This is a genomic window from Mesorhizobium sp. M0698, assembly GCF_040320455.1.
In the GTDB taxonomy this organism is placed as follows: domain Bacteria; phylum Pseudomonadota; class Alphaproteobacteria; order Rhizobiales; family Rhizobiaceae; genus Mesorhizobium.
The window spans coordinates 70,852-88,035 of the sequence record NZ_JAMYPQ010000013.1 but is presented as its reverse complement, the minus strand read 5'-3'; the positions used below and the strand labels follow the sequence as shown (position 1 = coordinate 88,035).

General features: G+C 62.0%; 17 protein-coding genes. 15 read left to right on the top strand and 2 right to left on the bottom strand.

What is annotated here, in order from left to right:
* The first annotated feature begins 14 nt into the window (after nt 1–14).
* The 7 genes from NKI16_RS23310 (at nt 15) to NKI16_RS23280 (ending at nt 5,501) form a co-directional block, all read left to right on the top strand.
* A complete protein-coding gene (locus NKI16_RS23310; RefSeq protein WP_352623601.1) occupies nt 15–332 on the top strand; it encodes an SH3 domain-containing protein in 318 nt (105 codons plus the stop codon).
* 62 nt (nt 333–394) lie between these two features.
* Nucleotides 395–688 carry a DUF982 domain-containing protein gene (locus NKI16_RS23305; RefSeq protein WP_352623603.1) on the top strand — a complete coding sequence of 98 codons (294 nt, stop codon included), beginning with the start codon at nt 395–397 and terminating at the stop codon, nt 686–688.
* A 28-nt stretch (nt 689–716) separates the two neighbouring features.
* Nucleotides 717–956, top strand: coding sequence for a DUF2188 domain-containing protein (locus NKI16_RS23300; RefSeq protein WP_023674770.1), 240 nt, complete (start codon nt 717–719; stop codon nt 954–956).
* Nucleotides 957–1,122: 166 nt separating this feature from the next.
* Nucleotides 1,123–2,208: an ABC transporter ATP-binding protein gene (locus tag NKI16_RS23295; RefSeq protein ID WP_352453485.1), complete on the top strand. Its 1,086-nt coding sequence runs from the start codon at nt 1,123–1,125 to the stop codon at nt 2,206–2,208.
* 33 nt (nt 2,209–2,241) lie between these two features.
* Nucleotides 2,242–3,567, top strand: a complete 1,326-nt coding sequence (locus NKI16_RS23290) for an ABC transporter substrate-binding protein (protein ID WP_352623605.1) — start codon at nt 2,242–2,244, stop codon at nt 3,565–3,567.
* Nucleotides 3,568–3,754: 187 nt separating this feature from the next.
* On the top strand, nt 3,755–4,606 hold the full coding sequence (locus NKI16_RS23285) for a carbohydrate ABC transporter permease (protein WP_502896011.1): 852 nt from the start codon (nt 3,755–3,757) through the stop codon (nt 4,604–4,606).
* Between the two features lies 1 nt (nt 4,607).
* Nucleotides 4,608–5,501, top strand: coding sequence for a carbohydrate ABC transporter permease (locus tag NKI16_RS23280; protein WP_023674766.1), 894 nt, complete (start codon nt 4,608–4,610; stop codon nt 5,499–5,501).
* 92 nt (nt 5,502–5,593) lie between these two features.
* Here the strand turns inward: NKI16_RS23280 and NKI16_RS23275 are convergent, their stop codons facing one another.
* On the bottom strand, nt 5,594–6,580 hold the full coding sequence (locus NKI16_RS23275) for an alpha/beta fold hydrolase (RefSeq protein ID WP_352623607.1): 987 nt from the start codon (nt 6,578–6,580) through the stop codon (nt 5,594–5,596).
* 148 nt (nt 6,581–6,728) lie between these two features.
* On the opposite strand from NKI16_RS23275, the gene NKI16_RS23270 reads away from it, so the two are divergent.
* The 8 genes from NKI16_RS23270 (at nt 6,729) to NKI16_RS23235 (ending at nt 15,550) form a co-directional block, all read left to right on the top strand.
* Nucleotides 6,729–7,478 (top strand): competence/damage-inducible protein A, encoded by a 750-nt coding sequence (locus NKI16_RS23270; protein ID WP_352570874.1) that lies wholly within the window; start codon nt 6,729–6,731, stop codon nt 7,476–7,478.
* 78 nt (nt 7,479–7,556) lie between these two features.
* Nucleotides 7,557–8,390 carry a universal stress protein gene (locus NKI16_RS23265; protein ID WP_352623609.1) on the top strand — a complete coding sequence of 278 codons (834 nt, stop codon included), beginning with the start codon at nt 7,557–7,559 and terminating at the stop codon, nt 8,388–8,390.
* A 127-nt stretch (nt 8,391–8,517) separates the two neighbouring features.
* Nucleotides 8,518–9,018, top strand: a complete 501-nt coding sequence (gene gpt, locus NKI16_RS23260) for a xanthine phosphoribosyltransferase (RefSeq protein WP_023674762.1) — start codon at nt 8,518–8,520, stop codon at nt 9,016–9,018.
* 221 nt (nt 9,019–9,239) lie between these two features.
* Entirely contained in the window at nt 9,240–9,728 is a 489-nt protein-coding gene (locus NKI16_RS23255) for an NUDIX hydrolase (protein WP_352458592.1), read from the top strand.
* A 647-nt stretch (nt 9,729–10,375) separates the two neighbouring features.
* Nucleotides 10,376–14,140 (top strand): vitamin B12-dependent ribonucleotide reductase, encoded by a 3,765-nt coding sequence (locus tag NKI16_RS23250; RefSeq protein WP_352623610.1) that lies wholly within the window; start codon nt 10,376–10,378, stop codon nt 14,138–14,140.
* 15 nt (nt 14,141–14,155) lie between these two features.
* Nucleotides 14,156–14,779: a hypothetical protein gene (locus NKI16_RS23245; protein ID WP_352623611.1), complete on the top strand. Its 624-nt coding sequence runs from the start codon at nt 14,156–14,158 to the stop codon at nt 14,777–14,779.
* A gap of 111 nt (nt 14,780–14,890) precedes the next feature.
* A complete protein-coding gene (locus NKI16_RS23240) occupies nt 14,891–15,097 on the top strand; it encodes a type II toxin-antitoxin system HicB family antitoxin (RefSeq protein WP_352623613.1) in 207 nt (68 codons plus the stop codon).
* Between the two features lie 72 nt (nt 15,098–15,169).
* The gene (locus NKI16_RS23235) at nt 15,170–15,550 is read left to right on the top strand and encodes a VOC family protein (protein WP_352623614.1); all 381 of its coding nucleotides are present in this window, start codon (nt 15,170–15,172) and stop codon (nt 15,548–15,550) included.
* 435 nt (nt 15,551–15,985) lie between these two features.
* Here the strand turns inward: NKI16_RS23235 and NKI16_RS23230 are convergent, their stop codons facing one another.
* Nucleotides 15,986–17,005: a GH25 family lysozyme gene (locus tag NKI16_RS23230; protein ID WP_352623616.1), complete on the bottom strand. Its 1,020-nt coding sequence runs from the start codon at nt 17,003–17,005 to the stop codon at nt 15,986–15,988.
* Nucleotides 17,006–17,184 lie beyond the last annotated feature (179 nt).

Below are 17,184 nucleotides of genomic sequence, written 5' to 3'. Positions count from 1 at the left end.
GGGGGAGCAGAGACATGCCGTTCAGGGGGAATTCCATTGCGGCTGCTGCCGCGGTGTTGGCCGGGCTGTCGTTCGCCGCACCGACGCCGGCTGGGGCGCAATATTGCGAAGGCACGGTGCACGGCCTTTCCAGGCACTACAATCTGGCGACGGGAAGCGGCTTTCTCGCCGTTCGGGCCCGGCCGAACTCGTCGTCGCGCATGATCGGGCAATTGTTCAACGGCGACCAAACCGAGATCTTCGACCGTCGCGGGAACTGGTACAAGGTCGATTTCGGCGGCCGCACCGGCTGGGCGAATGCACGCTGGCTGCGCAACGACTGCGGCTATTGAGCTATATTCGACTGAGCTAACATAGTACTTGCAACCAAATCGGCCGCTCCGCGTTGGCGGCGATGATGGACAGCAAGCCATTTGAAAAGCCGGTCGTGGTCGAACTCGGCCATGTCGGCAAATATCGGCAGATCCGCAGCGCCCAGGAGGCGGCGGAGTGCCTGATGACGGTCTGGCCACTCAATCGCGGGCCGCGTCATCGTGATGCCCTCGACACTTGCCTAAAAGTGCTGGAAGGTTATCGTTCGACGGCGGATGCGCGCCGGGCACTGATCGAAGCCGCCAGGGAATCGGACGTGCTGGTCACAGACGACAGGCTGCCAGACGACACACTGGCCGACGATAGGCTGCATTGAGGCAACGGGCTTTCAACCGGAGGGTTTCATGGCGAAACTGACCTACAAGATCGTCGAGCACGACGGAGGCTGGGCCTACAAGGTCGGCTCGACATTCTCCGAAACGTTCCCCACCCATCAGGACGCGTTGCGCGCCGCCGAGATCGCTTCCGCCGAACAGCAGGTCGCCGGCAACACCGACGGCATCCAGTACGAGGACGCCGACGGCAAATGGCACGACGAGCTCGCAGATGGCCGCGACCGGCCGCAGACGGAGGTTTCGGATTAGGGTGTGTCGATATCCAGGTGATGCCGGCGTGCTTTACAGGTCGGTTTGGTAGCGCTACCGTCTCTCACATCGCGCGTGACCGGGGAGGAGCCTGGGCGCTGTCGCGGGCCAGGCAGGAAAGCGGTTTCCTTCGAAGTCGTTGCAGGAATCAATCGGGAGGAGATCGATGGCGTCTGTCGCAATCGGCGATGTCTACAAATCATTTGGGACCGTCGAGGTCCTGCACGGGGTCAGCGTCGATATAAACGACGGCGAGTTCGTCACGCTGGTCGGTCCTTCGGGTTGCGGAAAGTCGACCCTTCTCAGGATGATCGCCGGCCTGGAAAAGATCTCGCGCGGCCAGATCGCGATCGGCAAACGTGTCGTCAACAACGTTGCGCCTAAGGAGCGCGACGTCGCCATGGTCTTCCAGAACTATGCGCTCTATCCGCATATGACGGTTGCCGAGAACATGGCGTTCTCGCTGATGCTCAAGGGCGTTCCCAAGACGGAGAGCGATGCCGGCGTGCGGCGCGCGGCCGAAATCCTGGGACTGGTGCCGCTGCTCGACCGCTATCCGCGCCAGCTTTCCGGCGGCCAGCGCCAGCGCGTTGCCATGGGCCGGGCGATCGTGCGCGATCCGCAGGTTTTCCTGTTCGACGAGCCGCTGTCCAATCTCGATGCCAAGCTCCGGGTGCAGATGCGCGCCGAGATCAAGGAACTGCACCAGCGCCTGAAGACGACGACGGTCTACGTCACCCACGACCAGATCGAGGCGATGACCATGGCCGACAAGATCGTCGTCATGCATGACGGCATCGTCGAGCAGATCGGGCCGCCGCTCGAGCTGTACGACCGGCCGAACAATCTTTTTGTCGCCAGCTTCATCGGCTCGCCCGCCATGAACATGCTCAGGGGCGAGATCGTAAGCGACGGCTCGCCGTCATTTCGCGGCGCCGGAGGGATTTCGGTCCCGTTGGCCTCGGCACTTTCCATCGGCAATGGCGAGCCGGTCGTGCTGGGGATACGGCCCGAGCATTTACGGCTGTCCGACCATCAGGGCATCCCGGTCACCGTCGTGGTGGTCGAGCCGACAGGGTCCGAAGTGCAGCTCATCGGCCGCACCGCCGGCGGCGAGGAGATCGTTGCCAATTTCCGGGAACGCCATTCCTTCACGCCGGGCGAAACCATCCGGCTTACGGCCGAGCCCGGCCTTATCCATCTCTTTCACGGCAAAACCGGACAGCGGTTCGAAACACCCATCGAGCAGTAGGACGGCAAGGACAATAAGCAGGAGGAAGCGAGCATGAAATTCACCAGACGTGACGTGATCCGCACCACCGCCGGCGTGGCGGCGGGAGCCTTGGGAACCCGGTTCATCGGCTCTCCCGCCTTTGCCCAGGAGGGATTGAAATACAAGCCCGAGGACGGCGCCAAGCTCAGGCTGCTGCGCTGGTCGCCCTTCGTGCAGGGCGACGAGGATCAATGGCTGGCCAATACCAAGCGCTTCACCGAAGCGACCGGTGTCGAGGTCCGCGTCGACAAGGAAAGCTGGGAGGACATCCGCCCCAAGGCGGCGGTCGCCGCCAATGTCGGCTCCGGTCCGGACCTGATGTTCGTCTGGTTCGACGACCCGCACCAATATCCCGACAAGCTGCACGACGTGACGGAACTGGGCGAATATCTCGGCTCGAAATATGGCGGCTGGCACGATGGACCGCACCAATATGCGACACGGCAAGGCAAATTCCTCGGCCTGCCGCTGGCGACCATCGGCAATGCCATCGTCTATCGCGAAAGCTGGGTGAAGGAGGCCGGCTTCTCCGAATTTCCGAAGGACACGGCGGGCCTGCTCGAGCTTTGCAAGGCATTGCAGGCAAAGGGGCACCCGGCCGGCTTCACGCATGGCCACGGCGTCGGCGACGGCAACAACTACGCTCACTGGCTGCTATGGAGCCATGGCGGTCAGATGGTCGACGAGAGCGGCAAGGTGACGATCAACAGCCCCGAGACGCTCAAGGCGATCGAATACGCGCAGCAACTCTACAAGACCTTCATTCCCGGCACCGAAAGCTGGCTCGACGTCAACAACAACCGCGCCTTCCTGGCCGGGCAATTGAGCGTCATCGCCAACGGCATTTCCGCCTACAACACCGCCAAGATCAACAAGGACAAGGATCCGAAGCTCACTGAGATAGCCAAGGACATCCGCACCACCAACCTGCCGATCGGCCCGGTCGGAAAATCCGTCGAGCTGTTCCAGGTGACCACGGCCGTGATCTTCGACTACACGCCCTACCCCAACGCCGCCAAGGCCTACCTGCAGTTCATGTTCGAGGATCCGCAAATGTCGCAGTGGATCACGTCGTCGGCAGGCTATTGCTGCCAGACGCTCAAAGCCTTCGACAACAACCCGGTGTGGACGGCCGATCCGAACAATGCCGCCTACGCCAAGGCCTCGGCGACGCTGCGGCCCAACGGCTATGCCGGCCCGCTTGGCTATGCCTCGGCAGCGACCATGGCCGACTATGTGCTGGTCGACATGTTCGCCAAGGCGGTGACAGGCCAGGCGACGCCGCAAGAAGCGATGGAAGAAGCCGAGAAGCGCGCAAACCGTTACTATCGCGTTTGAGCCAGGTTCAGCCGGGCAGCCATGCTGCCCGGCTTCGAATCGCGCATGGCCGCCCGGCCGTTCAATGAGACCTTAGAGGAGCCGACCCATGGCCGTGACCTCCGCTGCCGTTCAGCCACGCCGGTCGACGCTGTCGCGCATTCTAGCGTTCGTGTCCGAAAGTCATAACGCGCTTGGCTTCGGCTTCATGCTGCCGGCGGCGGCGCTGCTGCTGGTCTTCCTGACCTATCCGCTCGGGCTCGGCGTCTGGCTCGGCTTCACCGATGCCCGCATCGGCCGCCCCGGCATCTTCATCGGCTTCGAGAACTATGAATATCTGTGGGATGACGCGGTCTTCTGGCTCTCCGTCTTCAACACCTTGCTCTACACGATCAGCGCCTCGATCCTGAAGTTTGCGCTCGGCCTGTGGCTGGCGCTTATCCTCAACCAGAACCTGCCGTTCAAGTCGTTCTTCCGCGCGATCGTCCTGCTGCCCTGGGTGGTGCCGACGGTGCTGTCGGCGATCGCCTTCTGGTGGATCTACGATTCGCAATTCTCGATCCTGTCCTGGGCGCTTATGGAAATGGGCCTGATCGACCATCGCATCAACTTCCTCGGCGATCCCGAGAATGCGCGGGCTTCGGTCATCGCCGCCAATGTCTGGCGCGGCATTCCTTTCGTAGCGATCACGCTGCTTGCCGGCCTGCAGACGATTCCGCAGTCGCTCTACGAGGCCGCCACGCTCGACGGCGCCAGCCGCTGGCAATTGTTCCGCTATGTGACGCTGCCGCTGCTGACGCCGATCATCGCCATCACCATGACGTTTTCGGTGCTGTTCACCTTCACCGATTTCCAGCTGATCTATGTGCTGACGCGCGGCGGGCCGGTGAACGCCACGCATCTGATGGCGACGCTGTCGTTCCAGCGCGGCATTTCCGGAGGCCAGCTTGGCGAAGGCGCCGCGATCGCAGTTGCCATGATCCCGTTCCTGCTCGCGGCGATCCTGTTCAGCTATTTTGGCCTGCAGCGTCGCAAATGGCAGCAGGGCGGCGGAGATTGACATGACCGCGATCGAAACGAGCAAACGCCCGGAACTCGACGAAGGCGGCATGGGCTACCTGCAGAGTTTGCCGCGCCGCGTGGTGACGGTCTACCTGCCGTTGCTGATCTTCGTCATCGTGCTGTTGTTTCCGTTCTACTGGATGACGATCACGGCGGTTAAGCCCAACCTCGAGATGACCGACTACGCCAATTTCAATCCGTTCTGGGTGGTGCATCCGACGCTCGAGCATATCCGCTACCTGCTCTTCGAGACGTCTTATCCGGGCTGGCTGCTCAACACGATCATCATCTCGACCGCCGCCACGTTCCTGTCGCTGCTGGCTGCGGTGTTCGCTGCCTATGCGATCGAACGCTTGAGGTTCTCCGGGGCGCGGCAGGTCGGCCTCGCGGTGTTCCTCGCCTATCTCGTGCCGCCTTCGATCCTGTTCATTCCGCTGTCGGTGATGGTGTTCAACCTTGGGCTTTACGACACGCCGTTCGCGCTCATCCTCACCTATCCGACCTTCCTGATCCCGTTCTGCACATGGCTGCTGATGGGTTATTTCCGCTCGATCCCGTTCGAGCTGGAAGAATGCGCGCTGATCGACGGGGCGAGCCGTTGGCAGATCCTCACCAAGATCGTGCTGCCGCTATCGGTGCCGGGCCTGATTTCCGCCGGCATCTTCGCATTCACCCTGTCATGGAACGAGTTTATCTACGCCTTGACCTTCATCCAGTCGTCCGAAAACAAGACTGTGCCGGTCGGCGTGCTCACCGAGCTCGTGCGCTCGGACGTCTATGAATGGGGGGCGCTGATGGCGGGAGCGCTGATCGGCTCGCTGCCGGTCGTGGTGCTCTATTCGTTCTTTGTCGAGCACTATGTTTCCTCGATGACCGGAGCCGTGAAGGAATAGCCAGCATCGTGATTGGGTTCGGAGGTATTCCCGGCGGCCGGGAATGCCTGGGGTAGGCATCCTGCCGGCCGAGGCTACGTTCCGGGAGGGTGTCAGCTGCCGGTGTCGGACTTCGGCGCAAATGCGCGGTCGGCAATGCGTTCTATGAAAGCGACGACCCGTTCCGGCTCGACGAATTGCGGCATGTGACCAAGCCCCTCGACAGGCTCGAAATGCAGCCCCCTGATCTTTTCCATCACCGGCCAGCCTTGAATATCGATGCCCAGCACGAGATCGGAAGCACCAAACAGAATGCCGGCCGGCATGGTGATCTCGCGATAGCGTTGCTCGATGCGGCCAAGGTCGTGCTCGATGGCCACGACATCGGTCGACGTTGCATAGAAATGGCTTGGCCTCAGCCCGCACCAGCCGCCGCCCTCGACCATATAGTCGGCCGGCGCCGTCTGCGGCGCGAAGATGAAGGCAAGCGTCGCTTCCGCATATTTGAGAGCCGCCGGGATCGCCACCGTATGAGCCATGATCCGGCGCCGCAGCGGCGACTTAATGTACAGCGGGCCGAACTTCTCGCGCGCGTCCGGCTCCAGATGGGTCAGCGGTGCCAGCAAGGCGATGCCGGAAATCGCCTCTGGATGCTCGATAGCCAGCGTCAGCGCGATGGCGCCACCCAGCGAATGACCGACGACCAGAGGCTTTTCCAGCCCAAGCGCGTCGATAAAATGCCGCACGATCTCGGCCTGCTCGGGCAGCCGTCCGCTGGCGCCCCTGGCCCGCACCGAATAGCCGGAGCCCGGACGGTCGAGCGCGATCAGCCGATAGTTCGGGCCGAACCGCCCGAACAGCGTGTGGCCGAATTGATGAAGCTGCGCGCCGAGGCCGTGCAGGAAGACGATCGGCCGCCCCTCGCCCGTCTCGACATAATGGATGCGGTTGCCGTCGATCTCGATGAATTTGCCACTGGCCGGCACCAGCCTTTCGGCCTTCGCCGCGATCCGCAGCGTCGCCAGCATCGGATAGGCTGCCACAACGAGCGCCAGCAGAAACAGCGCGCCGGGTAGCCATAGCAGAATCGATGCCGGCATGTCTTGCTCAGGCTCCAAACCGGCACGCAGCATCACCCGCCGACGGGTGCACTGCAAGGGAGGTGGCACAGGTAGATCCGTCGTTTGACGGCATTGCCGCCGGCCGTTTGCCGCGCTATCTCAAGCGACCCGTTTGCCGGAGCCAGTCATGACCGAAATCGTCACCGCCGCCATGCTCGTCATCGGCGACGAGATTCTGTCCGGCCGCACCAAGGACAAGAACATCGGCCACCTCGCCGACATCATGACGGCGATCGGCATCGACCTGAAGGAAGTGCGCATCGTTGCGGACGAGGAAGACGAGATCGTCGCTGCGGTGAATGCGCTGCGCACCCGCTATACTTATGTCTTCACCACCGGCGGCATCGGCCCGACGCATGACGACATCACCGCCGATTCGGTTGCCAAGGCCTTTGGCGTGCCATGCGAATACGACGCCAAGGCCTACGCCCTGCTGGAGGCAAGCTACGCCGCCCGCGGCATCGAATACACCGAAGCGCGCAAGCGCATGGCGCGGATGCCGCGCGGGGCAGACCACATCGATAATCCAGTGTCGGTTGCGCCGGGCTTTCGCATTGGCAACGTCCATGTCATGGCCGGCGTGCCGGCGATTTTCCAGGCGATGCTCGACAATGTCGTGCCGACATTGCGGGCCGGCACCAAAATGCTGTCAGCAACCGTGGAATGCCCGTTCGGCGAAGGCCTGATCGGCGGGCCGCTGGGCGACATCCAGAAGGCGCATCCGGACACGATCATCGGCTCCTACCCGAAATATGGCGACGGCAAGTTCTGGACGGAACTGGTGGTGCGCGCCCGCAGCCAGCAGGCGCTGGACTCCGCACGCGCCGACGTAGAGGCTATGGTGGCGGGCTTGATCAAGGCAAGCCGAGTGGGCTGATCGGCCGGCCTGACGGAACCAGCATCGCGCAGTGACGTTTGTCACGAGTGGGATCGCCGTAAGAAGTGAGGGACTGCCATGCGCTTCAAGACCATCGTCGCCATATTGCAGAATGAACAGGATGCCGAGCGCGTCCTCGACTGCGCGATCCCGCTGGCCGGCCGATTCCAGAGCCATCTGATCGGCATCCATGCCGAGGCGCTGCCCGTGCCCTACACCTCTGCCACCGGCTTTCCGGACACCGAGTTCCTGCAGGTTTCCGCCGATATGAACCGGGAGCGCGCCGAGAAGTTGCAGGCCGCCTTTCACAGGCGCATCGAGGATTCCGGCCTGTCGTTCGAGTGGCGCAGTCTCGAGAGTTTTTCCGGCGACAGTGCGCTGACCGGCATCTCGACCGTTCGCACCGCGGACCTGATCATCGCCGCGCAGCGCGAATCGGGCAGCGATCCGAGCGCCGACGTCGACACGCTGGTCTACGATGCCGGCCGGCCGGTGCTGGTGGTGCCGCATTCGGGTCCCCTCGTCACCAGCTTCAAGCACGTGCTGCTCGCCTGGAACGGCAGCAAGGAAGCCGCGCGCGCGGCCTTCGATGCCCTGCCCTTCATCATCGAGGCCGAGAAGACGGACATCGTCGTCATCGACCCGCCCGATACGCTCGACGAGGCGCCGGAAACAGCCGGCGTCGAGATCGCCGCCTCGCTGTCCAGGCATGGCGCGACCGTCAGTGTCTCGGTGCTGAGGTCCGGCGGCGCCTCGGTCGACGACATCATCCAGACCAGGGTCGCCGAGTCGGGTGCGGACCTGCTCGTGCTCGGCGCCTACAGCCATTCCTGGCTGCGCCAGCTGCTGTTCGGCGGGGTGACGCGAACGGTGCTGCGCACCGCACCCGTGGCGGCCTTTCTGTCGCGGTAGGTTCACAGGGATAGCTGGCAGGACAATAGCTTTGCCGCGCCCTTGCCAAAGCCAAGCCTTTCCAGTTAATTCCGCGCGCATTCCATAGTGTCTGCGCGCGATGCGCGCTTTGCGGAGTGCGCGAAAGATGTCCCTGCCCGAAAAAGCCTTCCCGGTCTCCTGGGACCAGTTCCACCGCGATGCGCGCGCGCTCGCCTGGCGGCTTGCCGGCGCCAACAAGGGGCAATGGAAGGCGATCGTCTGCATCACGCGCGGCGGCCTGGTTCCGGCCGCCATCATTTCGCGCGAGCTTGGCATCCGCATCATCGAGACGGTCTGCGTCGCCTCCTACCACGATTATACCAGCCAGGGGCAGTTGCAGGTGCTGAAGGAGGTCACGCCGGCGCTGCTCGCCGATGACGGGGCCGGCGTGCTGATCATCGACGACCTCACCGACACCGGCAAGACGGCGGGCATCGTGCGCGCGATGATGCCCAAGGCGCATTTCGCCACCGTCTATGCCAAGCCGAAAGGCAGGCCGATGGTCGACACTTTCGTCACCGAGGTCAGCCAGGACACCTGGATCTATTTTCCCTGGGACATGGGCTTCACCTACCAGAAGCCGATCGCCGATGACCACGCCGGCTGATTCGCGCAACGCCGCTTGATGCACCGAGTCCGCCCAGGGAACCTCCGCACACCGATAAAGGCGTGGCGCGACGCTGCTGCAGTCGCGCCATTAGGCTGAGATCGGCGCAGATTGACGGAATCTGGCCGATCCGTGAAACATTTTTTACTTTCATTGCTTATAATTAGCCGTAAGATTCGTGAGACGGCAAATGATTCTGGAAGCTGGGGCAAGCTTCTCCGATGTTGACGAGGCCAACGACGCACAACCATAAGGCCGAAAGGGTCCGGCGACTCTTCGGCGCGGTGCCGTCCCGCCTTCAGGTTGCAGCCCTGCCCTGGCGCGATGGCGGCGACGGCGTCGAAATCATGCTGATCACCAGCCGCGATACCGGCCGCTGGGTGCTTCCCAAGGGCTGGCCGGAAGCAAAGGAGCCGCTTTGCGAGGCGGCGGCGCGCGAAGCCGGCGAGGAGGCCGGGCTGCGCGGCACGATCTCGCATCACGAGGCCGGCCGCTATTTCTATGCCAAGCTGCTGGATTCCGGCGAGGAAGTGCCGTGCGAGGTGCTGGTCTTCCCACTGCAGGTCGACAAGGTCGCCGACCGGTGGAAGGAAAAGCGGGCACGCACCCGCAAGTGGGTCAGCGCCGCCGAGGCTGTGCGCATGGTCAACGAACCCGACCTCAGCCAGATCATCGCCCATTTCTGCGCGGATCCGCATCGGTTCTCCTGAGTCTCAGTCGCGCATAGCCTATCGCTCAGGTGCTGTGAACGTCGTTGCCGAAGCGCCTCCACCCAAAGCCGACCCTTCCTTGCGCTCCGCTTCTATCCCCGTTATCCACATGTGTGACACACAAGATGTGGGGGTCATAAAAGCTACGCAAACGAATCCTTGACGTCGCAAAACGAGTCGCCTTTTATAGGCCATGCGCTCTTGTTGAGAGTGCGACCGGAAAAGTTTCGAGGCCGGTCTTTTTCCCGGAATATGTGCGTTTTGATCCGCGTTCCCGCCTGTTTACGAGGCCGGCGAATGCGTGGGATTTTGAAGCCTTGGGGGGGCGAGAGGGGAGGATTGTCGGACTTGAATAAATTGTCTGTTAATACTATATTTAGTGTTTGCAGGTAGGTTCGACGCTAGATAATGTGAAGTTCCCTCGACCGAGGGCGTTACAAAAAGTTTTCAGCTTTGAGGGACCCACAGGGTCCGTGAGCGCGTTGGACAGCGGCCTCGCAAGAGGTTCGACCGGCAGGGCGGCGGAGACTGTGATGATGAGAGCCGGCGGGTTTCGAACGCCGGCAGACGGCGGACATGCGCGTTTCGCCAAGAGGGCAGAAATCCTCTGGGAAAAGCGCTATATGTAGACAAAAGGGACCGGACCAATGCGCATCGAGCGTCGTTTCACCAAGCCAGGGCAATCAGCTTACGCGGAGATCGAATTCCGCAAGGCGCTTTCCGAGATCAAGAATCCGGATGGCTCGGTGGTGTTCCGCTTGGACAACATCGACGTGCCGGCGCAGTTCTCCCAGGTTGCCGCCGATATCCTGGCGCAGAAATATTTCCGCAAGGCTGGCGTCCCGGCACGGCTGAAGAAGGTCGAAGAGACGCAAGTCCCCTCCTTCCTGTGGCGCTCGGTCGCCGACGAGGCTGAATTGGCCAAGCTGCCGGAAGCCGAGCGCTACGGTTCCGAGACCGACGCCCGCCAGGTCTTCGACCGGCTTGCCGGTACCTGGACCTATTGGGGCTGGAAGGGCGGCTACTTCAAGTCGGAGGAAGACGCGCGCGCCTTCCGCGACGAGCTCGCCTATATGCTGGCCACCCAGCGCGTCGCGCCGAATTCGCCGCAATGGTTCAACACCGGCCTGCACTGGGCCTATGGCATCGACGGTCCGAGCCAGGGCCACTTCTATGTCGACCCGTTCACCGGCAAGCTGACCAAGTCGAAGTCTTCCTACGAGCACCCGCAGCCGCATGCCTGTTTTATCCAGGGCGTGCAGGACGACCTCGTCAATGAGGGCGGCATCATGGACCTGTGGGTGCGTGAGGCGCGCCTGTTCAAATACGGCTCCGGCACCGGCTCCAACTTCTCGTTCCTGCGCGGCGAAGGCGAAAAGCTGTCGGGCGGCGGTCGTTCGTCGGGGCTGATGAGCTTCCTCAAGATCGGCGACCGCGCGGCGGGCGCCATCAAGTCGGGCGGCACGACGCGTCGCGCCGCGAAAATGGTCATCGTCGACGCCGATCATCCCGATATCGAGGAATTCATCGACTGGAAGGTCAATGAGGAGCAGAAGGTCGCCTCGCTGGTCACCGGCTCGAAGATCGTCAAGAAGCATCTCGAAGCGATCATGAAGGCCTGCATCAACTGCGAAGGCAATGGCGACGACTGCTTCGACCCGGCGGTCAACACCGCGCTGAAGCGCGAGATCAAGGCGGCCAAGAAGGACGCGGTGCCGGAGAACTACATCTACCGCGTCATCCAGTTTGCAAAGCAGGGCTACACCTCGATGTCGTTCAAGACCTACGACACCGACTGGGATTCGGACGCCTATCTCACGGTTTCCGGCCAGAATTCCAACAATTCGGTGTCGCTGAAGGACGATTTCCTGCGCGCCGTCGAGCAGGACGGCGACTGGCATCTCACCGCCCGCAAGGACGGCAAGGTACTGAAGACGCTGAAGGCGCGCGATCTCTGGGAAAAGATCGGCTATGCCGCCTGGGCATCGGCCGATCCGGGCCTGCATTTCAACACGACGATGAACGACTGGCACACCTGCGCCTCGGCCGGTGCGATCCGGGCGTCCAACCCGTGCTCGGAATACATGTTCCTCGACGACACCGCCTGCAATCTGGCCTCGATCAACCTTCTGCCCTACCGCAATGCCGACGGCACGATCGACATATCAGCCTACGAGCACACGGTGCGGCTGTGGACCATGGTGCTGGAAATCTCCGTCATGATGGCGCAGTTCCCGTCGAAGGAGATCGCCAAGCTTTCCTACGAGTACCGCACGCTCGGCCTCGGCTATGCCAATATCGGCGGCCTGCTGATGACCTCGGGCATTCCCTATGATTCCGACGAGGGCCGCGCCATCTGCGCCGCCCTCACCGCGATCATGACCGGCACGGCCTATGCCACTTCGGCCGAAATGGCCGCCGAGCTCGGCGCCTTCCCCGACTACGACCGCAACGCGCAGAACATGCTGCGCGTCATGCGCAACCACCGCCGCGCGGCCTATGGCGAAAGGGACGGCTACGAGAAGCTAGCCGTCAACCCGGTGCCGCTGGTCGCCTCCGATCTCAGGCAGCAGGAGCTTGCCGACCATGCCAAGGCCGCCTGGGACCGCGCCATCGAGCTCGGCGAGGAGCATGGCTACCGCAACGCGCAGGCAACGGTGATCGCCCCGACCGGCACGATCGGCCTGGTGATGGATTGCGATACCACCGGCATCGAGCCCGACTTCGCGCTGGTGAAGTTCAAGAAGCTGGCCGGCGGCGGCTATTTCAAGATCATCAACCGCGCCGTTCCGGAAGCGCTGCGCACGCTCGGCTATTCCGAGAGCCAGATCGCCGAGATCGAGGCCTATGCCGTCGGCCATGGCAATCTCAACCAGGCGCCGGGCATCAATCCCGGCTCGCTCAAGGCAAAAGGCTTTGCCGACGAAAAGATCGCAGCGCTCAATGCGGCGCTGAAGTCGGCCTTCGACATCAAGTTCGTCTTCAACCAGTGGACGCTGGGCTCTGACTGGGTGAAGGAGACGTTTGGCTTCACCGACGAGCAGCTCAACGATTTCTCGTTCGAGATGCTGCCGGCGCTGGGCTTTTCGAAGAAGGACATCGAGGCCGCCAACATCCATGTCTGCGGGGCGATGACCTTGGAAGGCGCACCGTTCCTGAAGCCCGAACACCTGCCGGTGTTCGACTGCGCCAGCCCGTGCGGCAAGATCGGCAAGCGTTCGCTGTCGATCAACAGCCATATCATGATGATGGCGGCGGCGCAGCCCTTCATCTCCGGCGCCATTTCCAAGACCATCAACATGCCGAACGACGCGACGGTGGAAGACGCCAAAGGCGCCTACATGCTGTCGTGGAAGCTGGCGCTGAAGGCCAACGCGCTCTATCGCGACGGCTCGAAGCTGTCGCAGCCGCTCAACGCCTCGTTGCTTGCCGACGTCGAAGACGACGAGGACGAAGCCATCGAGCAGCTGATCGCGGCACCGGCCGCGCAGCGCGCGGTGCAGGTGACCGAGAAGATCGTCGAGCGCGTCGTCGAGCGTCTCTACCGCGACCGCGAGAAACTGCCGAACCGCCGCAAGGGCTATACCCAGAAGGCGGTCGTCGGCGGCCACAAGGTCTATCTCAGGACCGGCGAATTCGATGACGGCCGCCTCGGCGAGATCTTCATCGACATGCACAAGGAAGGTGCCGCCTTCCGGGCGATGATGAACAACTTCGCCATCGCCATCTCGCTCGGCCTGCAATATGGCGTGCCGCTCGAGGAATTCGTCGAGGCCTTCACCTTCACCAAATTCGAGCCGGCCGGCATGGTGCAAGGCAATGACGCCATCAAGAACGCCACGTCGATCCTCGACTATGTCTTCCGCGAACTCGCCGTCTCCTATCTCGGCCGCAACGACCTCGCCCATGTCGACCAGTCGGACTTCGACAAGACTGCGCTCGGGCGCGGCATCAACGAAGGCAAGGCAACGCCCTTCTCCAAGGGCCTGACCCGCGGCGCCTCGCCGGTCAAGCTGGTGTCGGGCATGGGCGCCGAGCCGAAAGGCTTTGCGGGTTCCGGTTCCGGAACTCCAGCCCGTACCGCCCCGACCGCCTTCTCCGGCTCCAACGTGCTGACGCTGAAGCCCGCCAGCGACGAAGCCGTCGCCTACAAGCGCGACTACGAGGAGCGCGCCAGGGAACTGGTCGAGGACATCGTCTACGCGGAAGCCTCCGACCCGACGGAGCTGTTCACCGACGAGGCCGCGAAAGAAGCAGCCGAAGCCAAAGCGCTCGCCGCCAACCGGCGCCAGCAATCATTGATGCAGGGCTACACCGGCAACGAATGCTCGGAATGCCACAATTTCACGATGGTGCGGAACGGGACTTGCGAGAAGTGCGATACTTGCGGGGCCACGAGCGGGTGTAGCTGAGCGCTCACATCTTCGATGGCCGACTGGCGTAGACAATTGAAGGGGGCGTTTGCCTTTGACAGCGCCCCTTTCGCCGTACACCCAAACGACGAACGCCGAGCACTTACTGCCATTTCAAACGCGATCCGTTCAGGCGCGTCGAAAATAGAAATAGAACGCGAGATCGAAAAGTATTTTCAAGATAGAACAACTGGCCAAGAGTTTATCTTGTATCAAATTTACCTGTTTCGTTCCTACTTTAATCGCCAATACTCAATAATAAAAAATTGCTGGATCCTATCTAAGACCTCCACAAATGGAGTCGAATTCATAACGATCTTCTCAGGACGCACCTCGATTGACACCATTCTTTACCACTGTATGCATATCTATGCATCGCGCGAGTACAATCAGGCCACCCAGCTAATGCGCGCGAAGAAGAAAAGTTGGCCGGTATTTCGCATCCAATTCCATCAGTTCGAGAGCGGCTCTCTTTGGGAAGGCAGGGCGTCTATCGGCGAGTCACCAGACTACCTTCTAGAACGAGCAGATGCGACGCTTTCAAAGGGGCTAGATCCGACTTCCTCGATAACGTGGCGCCCGAAGCTGATCCCGAAGGACCCCGGCGAAACCTGGCATGGGATGCGCTACCCGAGCTAACGACGCCAAGATAGCCGCCCAATTGCTTCTGCCAGCAATTGCCGTCTATCGCGTCAATGCCGCCAGCCCCTTCGTCGCCGTGGCCGGCAGTCCGCCTAAAGGAGCGATGACATGCGTTACGCGGTGGTGATTGAAAAAGCCGGAAACAATTTTTCCGCTTATGTGCCGGATCTGCCCGGCTGCATCGCCACCGCTGCGACGGTGCCTGAGGTTGAGGTCGAAATTCGCGACGCAATACGCTTTCATATCGAAGGCTTGCGCGCCGATGGGCTGGATGTGCCCAAGGCTGTTAGTCTGGCGGAATATGTAGAGGCATAGAGCCGGGCAAAATGTGGTGCTGCAGGGTTGCGGCGTCCCGCTTCGAGTGTCAGAGTCCCGCGATGGTGCGGAATGATTGATCACATAACGGTTGCAGTGAGCGATCTGCAGAAGAGCAAACTCTTCTACGAAAGAGCTTTTGGACCTTTGGGATATCGCCTTTCCTTTGGTAAGCAGGGGGTGTTTTGGGCTTTTGATGTCGGCAGCGGCAGCTTGTTCGAGATTCAACATTCGGACAGCAAACCACCGCTGACCCGTGTGCACGTCGCTTTCCGGGTAAATGGCAGGGCAGCGGTTGACGCGTTCTATCGAGCTGCCCTCGACGCAGGTGGCGCAGACAATGGTGTACCCGGCCCGCGTCCGGAATATGCAGAGAATTACTATGCCTGTTTTGTACTTGATCCCGATGGCTACAACATTGAAGCCATGCTCAATGAGCCAGTGACGGAATGACGAGGGGCAATCCTCTCGTCGTCATCCTAGGGCGGAGCAGGAGCGAAGTGACGTCGCGGAGACCCTAGGATCCATGCCGTGCCTTCCGAGCAGCGCGGCAGTGCAGAAGGTGCGAAACGCCGGCGGGACAGCGCCCTGCCGGGCATTTCCCCCAGAGAGACCGGCTTCGCCAATCTTCGACGTCGTGAAAGGGCGCTGCCAATCTCGTGGATGGGAGCGAGGAGCGGAAGCCATTGCTTGGCTTTCCGAGCGACGAATGTCCGGCAGAGCAGAGGAGGCACCGGCACTCGTTCTGCATCGCTGCATTCTTAGGCGACCATCACGGCATGGATCCTAGGGTCTCCGCGACGTCGCTTCGCTCCTGCTCCGCCCTAGGATGACGACCGCGGAGAGGCTTCGGCTAAATCACCAAAGCTGGAATAGGCGCGACCGCCCTCATTCCGCCTCGGCCACCATCTGCCGTCCGCCAGTCCAGTCGCGCCAGGCGCGCTCATCGCCACGGAACACGTTGAGGTCGATGCGGCCCCTCACCCCGTGCGACAGGCCGGAGCCGGAATATTGCCAGAACAGCCATTTGCGCCCGGGATAGACCTTTGACGGGTGGGCGGCCACGGCGCGCAGCCAGAACGGGTAATCCAAAAATGCGCCGCGCAGGTTGTCACGGTAAAAGTCAGGCGCGGTGTAGATGATCGGGCGCTGGCCGTAGTAGCGCTCGAGCTTGTCCATGAACACCTGCATCTTCTCCAGCACCTTTTGCCGCGATGGGCGGCGCTTGCAGCTGGAGTCGCCGTTCCACTCGACGTCGATCACCGGCGGCAGCGCACCCTCGACCCTCGGCACGTTGCGGATGAACCAGTCGGCCTGCTCGCCGGCGGTCCGGCACCAGTAGAAGAAATGATAGGCGCCGCGTTTCAGGCCGGCGGCATCGGCACTGCGCCAGTTCCTGGTAAACATCGGGTCGAGATGATCGCCCCCGTCAGTCGCCTTGATGTAGGCGAAATTGGCGCCCTGGGCACGCAGCTTTCCCCAGTTCACATTGCCCTGCCAGCGCGAGACGTCGACGCCGTGGACGGCGAGACGCCTCGGCGAGGATGCCTTGCCGAAATTGATCGGCTTGGCATCGCGAAAACCATAGCGCGTGACCGGCTCGGCAAGCATTGCTGGCGCTGCGCGTGTCAGCCGCCTCGGCGGCGATACCAGCGCGATCACCTCGGCCGGCGGCTCGACGCTTTGGTCGGGCTCCGCCATGGCGACCGGCTGTTCGTCCTGCTCCTGTTCCGCGAAGGCGGGCGCAGCATCAGTTTTCGCAGCAGATGCCACCGGCGCGGGCGGCCGCACAACCGAGCTGGTCGTCTCGCTGGACGGCACTTGCAGCGCATCGACGCCGGATGTCGATGTGCAGCCGGCAAGGCACAGCGCTGCGATCGAAAAGATGACGACGCCTGATAACCGCATCTGGACCTGTACGCAAAACACAACAGACCGAAGGCAGGACAACGCCGCCGGACAAACCAAGCTGGATTCCTAACAAGAAACTACCAACAAAGTTTGAATCGAATTGTTAGGGCTTTGCAGCGAGACGTTGGCCGGGCGGAGGTGTGCTATCCCTCCAATGTTCGCCCACGTCGCTGCCT